Here is a 12,329-nt window from a genome sequence, read left to right on the forward strand (position 1 = left end):
CTTGCCCTTGCCGTGGTTCCCCTGCGGGCGCACGACGGTGTGCGCCCCTTCGCCCCCCACCCGATCAACCCCCGCGTCCATGGAACGCCCGTTCTGGCGCCTGCGTTCCACTCTCCACCGAATGATCACTCCAACGTTACCGAAGAGAGACTCATCACCGCAGCTCAGGGCCTTAGCTTCACGGAGCGTGGCTACGGTGCCCGGCCGGCCCCCGCGCGCTCCGGAAGCGCCTCCGCACCGTCCTTCGTCACGCGCGTCGCGCCGAAGTAGTCAGGCGTGTCGACCTTGTCGAAGCGGATCACCGCGCCGGTATAGGGGGCGTTGATCATGTAACCGCCACCCACGTACAGCCCGACGTGCCGGATCTCCCGGGAGTTCGTCAGATCATCGGAGAAGAACACGAGGTCACCGGGAAGGAGTTGGTCCCGCGACGGATGCGGCCCGGCGTTGTACTGGTCGTTCGCCACACGCGGAAGCTGGATCCCGACCGTCTCGTACGCGGCCTTGGTCAGCCCCGAGCAGTCGAAGCGCCCGTCCTGGTCGGGCGTTCCGTTGCCGCCCCACAGGTAGGGCGTGCCGAGCTGCTTCTGCGCGAAGTAGATGGCCCCGGCTGCCTGTTGCGAAGGCGCCACCCGCCCCACGGGCCGGGCGAAGCTCTTCGCCAGCGTCGTGATCGTCTTCACATAACCCTGGGTCTCCTTGTACGGCGGCACGCCCCCGTACTTGATGACCGCATAGGCGCCCGCGTTGTAGGCGGCGAGCATGTTCGACGTGGCGTCACCCGGCACACCCGCCACGTCCTTGGCGAGCTGGCAGTCGTACGAGGCCGCCGAGGGGATCGCGTCACCCGGGTCCCAGATGTCCCGGTCCCCGTCCCCGTCCCCGTCGATGCCGTGGCCCGCCCACGTGCCCGGGATGAACTGCGCGATGCCGCGCGCGTCCGCCGGGCTGACGGCACTGGGATTCCAGCCGCTCTCCGAGTACAGCTGGGCGGCGAGCAGCGCGGGGGTGATGGCCGGGCACAGGTTGCCCCACTTCTCCACCAGCGCCTGGTACTTGGCGGGCACCGCGCCCTTCACCAACCCCACGGCACGCCCGCCCGCCCCGGCGGCACCGGCCAGGCCCGCGGCGGCCGAGTACGTCCCCACGACGAGCAGCGCCACGAAGGTCAGACACAGCCCGATCCCGATCCCACCGGCCATCCAGAATCTGCGCACTCGTCAACCCTCCCCCATCCCGGTCACTTCAACGTGTGATTCGGCCGTGTCGCACGCACCGCCCTGCCCCTCGGAAACCCGAACAGGCGATGCAGTCGCGCGTTTCACCCCTCATCCTCGGCGCGCGGGGAGCCCACCGTCCAGTCCGCACGGACGGCGGCCGGGAGCACGCGCCGACAGGACCTAGGTCCTGTCGTCACAGTGGCGCCGCGTCGCGGGCCCAGCGCGACTTTGACGACAGGGCCTAGCGCGGAGCGACGAACAGGCTCTGCGCGCCGCGCCCGATGGGGCCCTTCTCGTCGTGCAACCGGGCGTCCACGAGACCGATGCCGCCCGCGTCCACGCTCGTGCGGGATTCCACGCACGCCCACTCACCGACCGGGTGGCGGTGCAGATGGACCGTCAGATCCCCGTTGACGAAGACGAACCGGGCGTAGTCCAGCACCGAGCTGATGCCGTTGCCTGAGTCGGCGGCGACCAGCACCCGGTCCAGCGGGCGGATCTCCTCCCCGGCGACGAGCGGCACCCTCATCCGCAACCAGCAGGTGCCGGGGCCCAGCTCCACGAAGGCGCCCTCGGTGAAACGCGCCTCCATGGCCGTGTGGTAGCCGGTCTCCCACGGCACCGGGAAGAACGGCGCCGCCCCGGCCTCCCCCGGCGGCGGCACCTGCGGTCCGGGCGCCACCGCCGGGAGCGCCTCCTCGGCCACCCGGATGCGCAGGGCTCGCGCCACCATCACCGGCGCCGCCGCGCCCGCCGGCGTGAGGGCCGCCTCGACCACCTCGGTGCCGCGGCCCGCCCGCAGCACGCTGGTGGCGACCTCCAGAGCACCGATCGGCACCGGCCGCAGGATCTCGTACGTGATCCGGGCGAGCCGCATGCCGGGGCGCGCGTCCGCCCGTTCCTCCACGGCCCGCCCCAGCAGCGCGGCGGGCGGACCGGCGTGCTGCGAGCCCCGGTCCCACGGCCCGCGCGTGTACTCCGTGGCCAGGAACCGGCCGGTGTCCACCCGCTCGAAGAACCCCTCCGCAGTACTCACGACCCTCACGCTACCCAGAGGTAACCGTCGTCACCAGACCCCGCCCGCGACCTTCAGCGCGCGAACCCGAGCCCCAGACCCAACCCGACCAGCACCGATCCGATGGCCCGGTTCAGCGCCTTCTGCGCCTTCAGCATCCGCTCCCGAAGCCGGGCGTGGGAGAAGAACAAGGCCACCGCCCCGAACCAGGCCAGGTGCGCCGCCGACATGAACAGCCCGTACCCCGCCTGCTGCCACACCGGGGTGTCCGGGCCGACCACCTGGGTGAAGGTCGACACGACGAACAGCGTCGTCTTCGGGTTGAGCACATTGGTCAGGAACCCCGACCGCATCGCCCCGAGCCGGGTGAGCTCCGGCTTCGACTCGAGGTCCACCGTCAGGTCGGTCCGCGCGCGGAAGGTCCGTACCCCCATCCACACCAGATAGGCCGCGCCGGCCAGTTTGATCACGGTGAAGAGGGTGGTGGAGGAGGCGATCAGCAGACCCACCCCGAGCATCGTGTAGGAGACGTGGACCAGCACGCCGGCCGCCACCCCGGCGGCCGCGCACAGCCCGGTGGGCCGCCCGTGGAGGTAGCTGTTGCGGACCACCATGGCGAAGTCCGCACCGGGACTGATCACGGCGAGCAAGGTGATGACGGCGACTGCGATCACTTCTGTCATGGCCCGATGCTCACCGCGCGCCCGCCCGAGATCAAGGCCGAGCGGCAGCGCCCCGCCGCACGGGACGGTCCCCCGCCACCCGCTCCGGCACCCCACCGGCGACAATGGACGACGTGCCCACGCGACTCCCCCTCCTGCAAGCTGACTGCTCGAACTGCTTCGCGCTCTGCTGCGTCGCCCTGCCCTTCGCCAAGTCCGGCGACTTCGCCGTGGACAAGCCCGCCGGAACCCCGTGCGCGAACCTCCGGGAGAACTTCCGCTGCGGCATCCACACCGCGCTGCGCGACACGGGCTTCCCGGGCTGCACCGTCTTCGACTGCTTCGGCGCGGGCCAGCAGGTGTCCCAGGTCACCTTCGGCGGCCGCGACTGGCGCGCCCACCCCGGGACCCGGGCCGAGATGTTCGAAGTCTTCCCGGTGATGCGCCAGCTCCACGAACTGCTCCGCTACATCTCCGAGGCGCTGACCCTGCCGGCCGCCGCCCCGCTCCACCCGCGGCTGCGCGACGTGCTCGCGGAAACCGAGGAGCACACCCGCGCGGACGCGGCCGCCCTCGCCGCCCTGGACGTCGGCGCCCTGCGCCAGAAGGCCAACGCGCTGCTCCTGAAGACCAGCGAGCTCGCCCGGGCCAAGGCGCCGGGCCGCAGGAAGAACCACCGCGGAGCCGACCTGATGGGCGCCCGCCTCGCCGGCGCCGACCTGCGCGGCGCGAACCTGCGCGGCGCCTACCTGATCGCCGCCGACCTCGGCCGCGCCGACCTCCGTACGGCCGACCTCATCGGCGCGGACCTCCGCGACGCCGACCTGCGCGGGGCGGATCTCCGCGACGCCCTGTTCCTCACCCAGCCCCAACTCGACGCGGCCCGGGGCTCGGCCGCGACCCGCATCCCCCCGCACCTCACCCACCCCGCCCACTGGACCTGACCCGCGGCTCACATTCCCCACACATCGCGGGAGCCACTCGGCCGAACGGCGGCCCCTCACCACACCCCCGCCACCCCCCGTACGCCGGGACGGCAGTCATTGCCCGGCGTCACCCCCCGTGATACACAGAGTGACCATACATTCTTCCGCACGCCCACCACCCCCGCGCAGGTCAGAGCGCGGGGGCGGGACACGAGCCGGGACATCGGGTAAAGGAAGCCGCCAAGTCGACGACGGCGGCGGTTTCATCAGCGAAGATAGTGCGTGACCCGTGCCGTCGGGCGCGGGCTTCTCGGAACTACCCATACAGGGGCGGTGAGTTACATGATCCTGGCAGCTGAAAAGGGCGACATCACCACCATCATCGGCGGAATCGCCCCGAACTGGGGGCCGTTCGGCAGCCTCGGCAACGAAGCGAAGATCATGATCGAAGTGGTCATGGCCGTGGCGATCCTCCTCTGCCTCGGCATCGCCATCTGGGGCGCGGCCAAGCAGCGCATCGGAGCGACCGCCCTGCGCGACACGTTCAGCGCCGAACAGGGCAAGGGCCTGATCGTGGCCGGCCTCACGGGCGTCTTCATCATCGGCTCACTGGGCACCCTCTTCACCATCGTCTACGGAATGGCCGTCTAGCCGGGCCACCCGCAGCCGTACCGCCGTACCTGATGAGGAATCACCACACCGCGCCTACGCGGGGACCAGCACTACCGTCGTACGACGCGGAGGGGGCCGAAACGGAATGAGCAGCGAGGACCAGTACGGCGGCACGGGCCAGACCCGCACCCGCCTCCCGGACTCCCCCGCCGACCCGTACGGCCCCACCCGCCGCACCCCGCGCACCTCCCGCAGCCTCATCACGGTGGTCGGCGTGGTGGTCCTCCTCATCGCGGCCATCGCGTTCGCGAACCAGGGCCCGGACACCCCGACCACCCCCGCCACCGACAACGCGCCGCCCTCCTCCACCTCCACGGCGGCCACCGGCACGACCCCGGTGACGGGCAAGAACGGCCCCCTCCCGAAGGGCTTCGCCCACGACGAACAGGGAGCGCAGTCGGCGGCGGCCAACTATGCGGTGGTGCTCGGCTCCGACGCGATGTTCAAGAAGCCGAGCCGGAACGCCATCGTGGACGGGATCTACACGCCCGAGGCCGGCCAGCAGCTGAAGGCCCCGCTCGACCAGGCGTACTCCGCCGCTTTCTTGAGCCAGATGGGGCTCGACGCCAACGGCAACGCTCCGCAGGGCAGCATCTTCGTCTCCCGAACCGTCCCCGTGGGCACCAAAGTCGAGAACTACAGCCCGGCCGCCGCCAAGGTATCCGTCTGGTACATGGGCCTGATCGGCATGTCCGGGCCCCAGTCCACCGACCCCGTACGCACGGTGTGGAAGACCTGGACGTTCTCACTCGCCTGGACCGGCGACGACTGGAAGGCCGTCGCCGACGACCAGACGGACGGCCCCGCCCCGGTGCCCGGCGATGTACGGGCCTCCACGTCCGACGACATCAGCAAGGCCATCAAGGACTTCGGAGGGTTCACCTATGCCCGGTAACCTCCGACGCACGGCGGGCGTCGCAGCCGCCGTGCACCTAACCCTCCTCGCACTGGCCCCGCACGCCTCCGCCGCGCCCACACCCACGCCCTCCGGGCCGCCGACCCCGTCGCCGCAGGCGAGCAACGACCCGTGCGACCTCCTCATCGGCCCCGCCAAGCAGTACTGCGAACGCGGCGAAGGCTCGTCCGGAACCGGCACGGGCCTGGCCCCCACCGACCCGGCCGACGCCCTCAACCCCCTCGCCTCCCTCGCCAAGGGCTGCGCCGACGCCGCCGCCTGGATCGTCGGCAAGCTCAGCGAAGCGGTCAACGGCAGCGCCAACGTCGACTTCACCAACGCCACCTTCCTCAAGCAGTACGCCGTCGTCTTCGCCGCCTCCACCATCCTGACCCTCGTCCTCTGGCTCTTCGCCGTCGCCAAGCGAGCCGTCCGCGGCGTCCCCCTCACCACCGCCCTCTCCGAGGCGATCGGCTTCCTCTGGCTCACCGTCCTCGCCTCGGCCTTCACCCCCCTGATCCTCTACACCGTGGTCTCCGCAACCGACGGCGTCACCGAGGTCATCGCCTCCGCCACCGGCGGCCAGACCGACGTCTTCTTCGGCTCCTTCTCCGAAGCCCTCAAGAAGGGCGACGACATCGGCGGCGGCCCGATCATGCTGATCGTGGTCTCCCTCGTCACCGTCCTCGCTGCCGGCATCCTCTTCCTCGAGCTGTTCATCCGCGCCGCCCTCCTCTACGTCGGCGCCCTCCTCGGCGTCGTCGTCTACGCGGGCCTGGTCGACCGCAACCTCTGGGGCCACGTCCGCCGCTGGGCGGGCATCATGATCGCCGTCATCCTCGTGAAACCGGTCATCGTCATCGTCCTCGGCCTCGCCGGAGCCCTCGCCGGCGAGCAGGGGCCGAACGCCTTCTCCGCCGTCGTCACCGGCCTGGCGATCATCCTGCTGGCGATCTTCGCCTCCGCCATGATCTACCGCTTCGTCCCCGGCTTCGGCGACGAGATCGCCTCCGCCCGCTCGAACCGCAGCAAGGCCACCGACGGCGCCCAGGCAGCCGCCGTCATCAGCTCCCCGGCCTCCCTCGTCTCCCAGGGCATCAAGACCCACAGCAGCCGCGGCGCCCACCGCGCGGGCGACGGCGGCGGCAGCACGCCCCGCCAGGCCAATCCCCTCTCCGGAGGCGTGGCCGCCCACAGCAGCCGCCCCACCTCCGGCGGGTCCGGCGGCGGATCCGTCCCCTCCGCCGCACCCCCGCCCCGCACCAGCACGAGTACGAGGAACACAGGAGGTGACGGGCGTTGACGACCCAGTCCCACCAGATGCACCCGGTCGCACCCCGCCGCACGTATCTCATCGGCCGCGCCCGGCCCAACGCGATCGTCGGCAAGAACCGCGAGACCGGCGAGATCGTCCTGATCATCGCCGGGGCGTTCCTCGGCATGATGAGCGGACTGCTCGTCCCCGACCTCACCCTGCGCATCGTCAGCCTCGTCGGCTTCCCCGTGCTCGCGCTGGCCGCCGTGTACGTCCCGTACAAGGGCCGCACCTTCTACCGCTGGTTCGAGATCAACCGCAGCTACAAGCGCACCCTGCGCCGCGGCACCACCTACCGCTCGGGCGCCATGGAAGCCGGCGTCCGCGCCGCCGACGGGCGCGAGGTCGAAGTCGGCCCGCCCCCCGGCATCGGCCGCATCAGCTGGCTGGCCGCCCCCTTCGGCCCCGACGAGATCGCCGTACTCCTCCACGCCGACCGCAGGACGGTCACCGCCGCCATCGAGATCGAGGGCCCCGGCGTCGGCCTGCGCGACAGCGAGGACCAGGAGGCCCTCGTCGACCGCTTCGGCACCCTCCTCAAGCACGTGGCCAACGGCGACGGCTTCGTCACCCGGCTGCAAATGCTCGCCCGCACCCTGCCGGCCGACCCCGACGCCCACGCCAAGGACGTCGCCCAGCGCGGCGACACCCGGGCCCCCGTCTGGCTGCGCGACTCCTACGACCAGCTCCAATCGATGGTGTCCACCTCCTCCGAGCAGCACCGCGCCTACCTCGTCGCCTGCATGCACTACAGCCGCGAACTCGCCGCCGAAGCGCACACCATCGCCCGCGCCACCACCTCCCACCAGGGCCGCAAGCTCGACCGCGACGCCGGCCTCGCCATCGTCATGGCCCGCGAGCTCACCGACATCTGCGCCCGCCTCGCCGAAGCCGACATCCGCGTCCGCCAGCCCCTCGGCCAGGGCCGCCTCGCCTCCCTCGTGCACTCCATGTACGACCCGGACCACCCCATCGACCACATCCAGGCCATGACCAAGCGCAACGCCTGGCCCGCCGAACTCGACGCGGTGGAACCCACCTACCTCCAGGCCAAGACCCGCGAGTCCTCCACCCGCGCCCCCTGGTGCCACGCCACCGCGTGGGTGAAGGAATGGCCCATGACCCCCGTCGGCGTCAACTTCCTCGCCCCCCTCCTCGTCCACACTCCCGACGTCATCCGCACCGTCGCCGTCACCATGGACCTGGAGCCCACCGAGGTGGCCATCGAGCGCATGCTGACCGAGAAGACCAACGACGAAGCGGACGCCAGCCGCGCCGCGAAGATGAACCGCACCGTCGACCCCCGCGACATCGCCGCCCACGGCCGGCTCGACCAGAGGGGTGAAGATCTCGCCAGTGGCGCTGCCGGGGTCAACCTCGTCGGGTACATCACGGTGTCCTCGAGATCACCCGAGGCCCTCGCCCGCGACAAGCGCACCATCCGCGCCTCCGCCGGCAAGTCCTACCTGAAGCTCGAATGGTGTGACCGCGAGCACCACCGCGCCTTCGTCAACACCCTGCCGTTCGCCACCGGCATCCGACGCTAGCTGGAGGGAAGTGCCGCCCATGCGAGATCCCATGACAGCGCTGACGGACGCCTTCACCAGCTTCCTCTTCGGCAAGGTCGAAACCACGCGCCTGCCCGTACGCACCTCCACCGGGCAGGCCCAAGCCGTCTACCTGCCCACCGCGGCCCCCGGACTCGGCGACTCCGGCGTCATCATCGGCCGCGAGGTCTACAGCGGCAAGGGCTACATCTACGACCCTTTCCAGCTGTACGGCCAGCAGCTCCCGGCCCCCCACTGGCTCGTCCTCGGCGAATCCGGCAACGGCAAGTCCGCCCTGGAGAAGACCTACGTCCTGCGCCAGCTCCGCTTCAAGGACCGCCAGGTCGTCGTCCTCGACGCCCAGGGCGAGGACGGCGTCGGCGAATGGAACCTCATCGCCCAGCAGCTGGGGATAACCCCCATCCGCCTGGATCCCATCGCCGCCAACGACAGCGGGATCCGCCTCAACCCCCTCGACCCGGCGATCACCACGACCGGGCAGCTCGCGCTGCTCCGGACGATCATCGAGGTCGCCATGGGCCACGGCCTCGACGAGCGCGCCGGCTTCGCCCTCAAGGTCGCGCACGCCCACGTCGTGGGCGCCATCACCGACCGCCAGCCCGTCCTCACCGACATCGTGGAACGACTGCGCCACCCCGAAGCCGAATCGGCGCTCGCGATGAACGTCGACATAGACGATGTCCGGGCCTGGGGCCTCGACGTGGCCCTGGTCCTCGACCGGCTCGTCGACGGCGACCTGCGCGGCATGTTCGACGGCCCCACCACCGTCGGCATCGACCTCGACGCGCCCCTGATCGTCTTCGACCTCTCCCACATCGACCGCAACTCCATCGCGATGCCGATCCTCATGGCGATCGTCGGCGTCTGGCTGGAACACACCTGGATCCGACCCGACCGCAAGAAGCGCATCTTCCTCGTCGAAGAGGCATGGCACATCATCAACAGCCCCTTCGTGGCGCAGCTCTTCCAGCGCCTGCTGAAGTTCGGCCGCCGCCTCGGCCTGTCCTTCGTCGCCGTCGTCCACCACCTCTCCGACGTCGTGGACGGCGCTGCCGCCCGCGAAGCCGCCGCCATCCTCAAAATGGCCTCCACCCGCACCATCTACGCCCAGAAGGCCGACGAGGCACGCGCCACGGGCCTCGTCCTCGGCCTCCCGCGCTGGGCGGTCGAGATCATCCCGACCCTGACCCCGGGCATCGCCGTCTGGGACGTCAACGGCAACGTCCAAGTGGTCAAACACCTGATCACCGAGGCCGAACGCCCCCTCGTCTTCACCGACCGCGCCATGACCGAGTCCTCCGCCCCCACCCACCTCTCGGACGAGCTGCTGGCCGCCGAACTGGAGGCGGAGGAACGCGCCCTGTCCATCGAACGCAGCCGCGGCAACGGCGGCCCGGGTTCCGCGACCACGGTGGCCTGACCATGCACGACGCACGACGTACGGAGCCCCCCGCCCGCGCCGGGGGCGTCCCGGACGGTCTGCTGGTCGGCCTCCTGGCCTTCCTCCTCGGCCTCGCCGTCCTGGTCTGGTCGGCGACCGGGCTCGCCGCCGTCTTCGCCAAGGGCGCGTGGCCGGACACCGTCACCTTCACCCGCACCCCGGAGGCCGTCCGCGCCCTGATAGCGCAACCGCACGACCTCCCGGGCGCCTGGCCCGACACCGACCCGGCGGCGCTCTCCGGCTGGGGCCTGTTCTGGGGTCTGTTCCTCAGCCAGCTGCTGGCGCTGTTCGTGCTCTCCGTCTTCGCCATCGGTGTCATCGCCCGCACCAAGGCCCGCCGCGCCCTGGCACGACAGGCAGCCGTCCCACCCCCGCCGGCATACGAACCCCCGCCGACGACCCGGCCCCCCGGCCCGGCCCCGGCGCACCAGCCGCACCTCCACATCCCGGCCCCCACGGCCGCCCCCGCAACGGCCCCGATCCCCACCACCGCACCCGAACCGGGACCGGCCCCTGCCACCGCACCCCGGCCGGCTCCCTTCCCAACGCCCGCGCACGCGCACGCGCCCGCGCAAGGACCGGCAGCACCGCCCACGCACGCGGACCGTATGACGGCGGCCCCCGCGTACGCGGACCGCACGGCGGCAGCCCCCGCGGACGACGCCTACCGCTACGGCTTCGGCTACGCCCCGGCTCCGCACCCCGCACCCGCCGTGGCCCCGCACCCCGCGCTCGCCCCGCCCCCGCCCCGTATGACCTACGCCGACCCGGCCGACCGCCACCGCCTGGCAGCACAGGCCATCGCCTCCGCCGAAGGCGCGGCCCTGATCGTGACCTCCTCGCCCGCCCTCTGGGCGGAAACCAAGGACGCGCGCGCCAAGCTGGGCCCGGTCCTCCTCTACGACCCGGCGCACCTGTGCGACACCCCGGCCCGCCTGCACTGGAATCCGGCCGAGGCCTGCGCCGACCGCGAGACCGCCGCCGCCCGCGCCATCGCCCTGCTGGCCCCCGTGCGCCCCCAGGCCCGCATGGACGCCGCGGTCGCCGACACCGCGGAAACCCTGCTCCGCAGCTGGCTCCAGGCGGCCGCCCTCGACGACCGCCCCTTCAAGCAGCTCCACCGCTGGTCCCAGGGCAACGGCGCCCAGGACCCGATCCGCATCCTGCGCACCCACCCCCGGGCCGCCCCCGGCGCGGCGGGCGAACTGGAGAGCGCCCTCACCGCCCACGCCGAACGCCGCGACCAGGCCCTCCACCTGACGGCCCGCGCCCTCTCCTCGCTGACGTCGATCCACATCCGCGAGGCATGCAACCCGAACCGAACGGATTCGCTCACGCTGGCTTCGTTCGTCTCCGAGGGGGGCACCCTCTACATGGTGGGCGAACCCCTGGAAGACCCCCGCACCCACCCGGGTGCGATGCCCTTGCTCACCGCACTCGCCGCTGACGTGGTCGAGCACGGCCGCCGCATGGCCGCACGGTCATCCCACGGTCGGCTCGACCCACCACTCGCGCTGGTCCTGGACGACATCGCGGCCGTCGCCCCGATCCCCCAACTCCCGGACCTCCTCACGGACGAGAAGCTCCCCCTCCTCGCCCTGTGCCGCAGCCGCGAACAGGCCCGCTCCCACTGGCCGAACGCCGACCTCCCCTGACCCAGCCGGCCGCGGTCAGGCAAGAACACCACACTCCGGAGAGATACCTGCACGGTCTACGGCCTCCGGCACGCATACTCCCACTCTCCGGCGGAAGGATCCGCCGGCACCGGCACGACGATCCCCGTCGCCGCGAACCCGCACCGCCGGTAGAAGGCCGCGGCCCGCCCGTTCCTCTCGTGCACGAAAAGCCGTACGCGGCCCAGCACAGGCGCCTCGAGCGACCAGGCCCAGTCCAGCGCGGCCTGAACGAGCCGCTCGGCCACCCCGGACCCGCGCTGCTCCGCCCGCACGAACACACCCACCAGATGCCCCTGAGCCTGGTCGATGACCCGGCCGAAGATGTCGGTGGTCCCGCTCTCCTCGACCAGCAGCGTCACCGACCCCACCCACTCACCGTCAGGCCCCGGTTCGACGGCGACGAACTGCCGCGCCGCCCGCCCGTGCGAGACGCCTTCCGCACGAGCCCGCCAGAAACCCGCGGGCCGGCCCTCCGCCTCCTCGACGGTCTCCAGGAATGCCACGGACGCCGCGGGGTCTTTCAGCGCGGCCATCCGCAGTTCCCTGACCTTCTCCCACTCCTCGCCGCGTACCGCACGTATCACGTACTGATCCATAGCCGGCATCGTAAGCCGAGGCTGAACGCAGAAAAGCCCCGCACCGGACCTGTGAGGGTCTGGTGCGGGGCTTCCCGCAATGATTGTTCGGCGGCGTCCTACTCTCCCACAGGGTCCCCCCTGCAGTACCATCGGCGCTGAAAGGCTTAGCTTCCGGGTTCGGAATGTAACCGGGCGTTTCCCTAACGCTATGACCACCGAAACACTATGAAATTTGAACACTGGATGACGACACAGCTGTTCGTTATTTCAGAACTAACACAGTGGACGCGAGCAACTGAGGACAAGCCCTCGGCCTATTAGTACCAGTCAGCTTCACCCGTTACCGGGCTTCCACATCTGG

11 protein-coding genes and 1 rRNA gene are annotated in these 12,329 nt (G+C 71.2%); 7 read left to right on the forward strand and 5 right to left on the reverse strand.

Annotated elements, in window-relative coordinates:
- Window positions 1–191: 191 nt before the first annotated feature.
- The 3 genes from AC07FY_RS14650 to AC07FY_RS14660 form a co-directional block, all read right to left on the reverse strand.
- Window positions 192–1,202, reverse strand: coding sequence for a C40 family peptidase (locus AC07FY_RS14650; RefSeq protein WP_479005497.1), 1,011 nt, complete (start codon window positions 1,200–1,202; stop codon window positions 192–194).
- Window positions 1,203–1,461: 259 nt separating this feature from the next.
- Window positions 1,462–2,256, reverse strand: a complete 795-nt coding sequence (locus tag AC07FY_RS14655; RefSeq protein WP_479005422.1) for a thioesterase family protein — start codon at window positions 2,254–2,256, stop codon at window positions 1,462–1,464.
- Window positions 2,257–2,309: 53 nt separating this feature from the next.
- Window positions 2,310–2,918, reverse strand: coding sequence for a LysE family translocator (locus AC07FY_RS14660; RefSeq protein ID WP_479005425.1), 609 nt, complete (start codon window positions 2,916–2,918; stop codon window positions 2,310–2,312).
- 104 nt (window positions 2,919–3,022) lie between these two features.
- Between AC07FY_RS14660 and AC07FY_RS14665 the strand changes: the two genes are divergently transcribed.
- From AC07FY_RS14665 to AC07FY_RS14695, 7 genes are all read left to right on the forward strand, one after another.
- The gene (locus tag AC07FY_RS14665; protein WP_479005428.1) at window positions 3,023–3,841 is read left to right on the forward strand and encodes a pentapeptide repeat-containing protein; all 819 of its coding nucleotides are present in this window, start codon (window positions 3,023–3,025) and stop codon (window positions 3,839–3,841) included.
- 324 nt (window positions 3,842–4,165) lie between these two features.
- Window positions 4,166–4,474: a hypothetical protein gene (locus tag AC07FY_RS14670; protein WP_031145169.1), complete on the forward strand. Its 309-nt coding sequence runs from the start codon at window positions 4,166–4,168 to the stop codon at window positions 4,472–4,474.
- Window positions 4,475–4,580: 106 nt separating this feature from the next.
- The gene (locus AC07FY_RS14675; protein ID WP_479005431.1) at window positions 4,581–5,390 is read left to right on the forward strand and encodes a DUF8175 domain-containg protein; all 810 of its coding nucleotides are present in this window, start codon (window positions 4,581–4,583) and stop codon (window positions 5,388–5,390) included.
- Window positions 5,380–6,693 (forward strand): hypothetical protein, encoded by a 1,314-nt coding sequence (locus AC07FY_RS14680; protein WP_479005434.1) that lies wholly within the window; start codon window positions 5,380–5,382, stop codon window positions 6,691–6,693. The genes AC07FY_RS14675 and AC07FY_RS14680 overlap by 11 nt, the downstream gene beginning before the upstream one ends.
- The gene (locus AC07FY_RS14685) at window positions 6,690–8,252 is read left to right on the forward strand and encodes an SCO6880 family protein (RefSeq protein ID WP_479005437.1); all 1,563 of its coding nucleotides are present in this window, start codon (window positions 6,690–6,692) and stop codon (window positions 8,250–8,252) included. Before AC07FY_RS14680 ends, AC07FY_RS14685 begins: the two co-directional genes overlap by 4 nt.
- Before the next feature lie 19 nt (window positions 8,253–8,271).
- Window positions 8,272–9,693 (forward strand): ATP-binding protein, encoded by a 1,422-nt coding sequence (locus AC07FY_RS14690; RefSeq protein WP_479005440.1) that lies wholly within the window; start codon window positions 8,272–8,274, stop codon window positions 9,691–9,693.
- A 2-nt stretch (window positions 9,694–9,695) separates the two neighbouring features.
- Window positions 9,696–11,369, forward strand: a complete 1,674-nt coding sequence (locus AC07FY_RS14695) for a P-loop NTPase family protein (RefSeq protein WP_479005443.1) — start codon at window positions 9,696–9,698, stop codon at window positions 11,367–11,369.
- A gap of 56 nt (window positions 11,370–11,425) precedes the next feature.
- On the opposite strand, the gene AC07FY_RS14700 is transcribed toward AC07FY_RS14695, so the two are convergent.
- Together AC07FY_RS14700 and rrf are read right to left on the reverse strand one after the other, a co-directional pair.
- Window positions 11,426–11,986, reverse strand: coding sequence for a GNAT family N-acetyltransferase (locus tag AC07FY_RS14700; RefSeq protein WP_479005446.1), 561 nt, complete (start codon window positions 11,984–11,986; stop codon window positions 11,426–11,428).
- Window positions 11,987–12,071: 85 nt separating this feature from the next.
- A 5S ribosomal RNA gene (rrf, locus tag AC07FY_RS14705) occupies window positions 12,072–12,188 on the reverse strand.
- Window positions 12,189–12,329 lie beyond the last annotated feature (141 nt).

It is taken from the genome of Streptomyces sp. NPDC045967, from assembly GCF_056430495.1.

Excerpts from the sequence above, each read along its gene's own strand:
- AC07FY_RS14650 (WP_479005497.1), bottom strand. The coding sequence starts at position 1,202 with ATGGCCGGTGGGATCGGGATCGGGCTGTGTCTGACCTTCGTGGCGCTG.
- AC07FY_RS14660 (WP_479005425.1), bottom strand. The coding sequence starts at position 2,918 with ATGACAGAAGTGATCGCAGTCGCCGTCATCACCTTGCTCGCCGTGATC.
- AC07FY_RS14665 (WP_479005428.1), top strand. The coding sequence starts at position 3,023 with ATGGACGACGTGCCCACGCGACTCCCCCTCCTGCAAGCTGACTGCTCG.
- AC07FY_RS14670 (WP_031145169.1), top strand. The coding sequence starts at position 4,166 with ATGATCCTGGCAGCTGAAAAGGGCGACATCACCACCATCATCGGCGGA.
- AC07FY_RS14675 (WP_479005431.1), top strand. The coding sequence starts at position 4,581 with ATGAGCAGCGAGGACCAGTACGGCGGCACGGGCCAGACCCGCACCCGC.
- AC07FY_RS14680 (WP_479005434.1), top strand. The coding sequence starts at position 5,380 with ATGCCCGGTAACCTCCGACGCACGGCGGGCGTCGCAGCCGCCGTGCAC.
- AC07FY_RS14690 (WP_479005440.1), top strand. The coding sequence starts at position 8,272 with ATGCGAGATCCCATGACAGCGCTGACGGACGCCTTCACCAGCTTCCTC.
- AC07FY_RS14695 (WP_479005443.1), top strand. The coding sequence starts at position 9,696 with ATGCACGACGCACGACGTACGGAGCCCCCCGCCCGCGCCGGGGGCGTC.
- AC07FY_RS14700 (WP_479005446.1), bottom strand. The coding sequence starts at position 11,986 with ATGGATCAGTACGTGATACGTGCGGTACGCGGCGAGGAGTGGGAGAAG.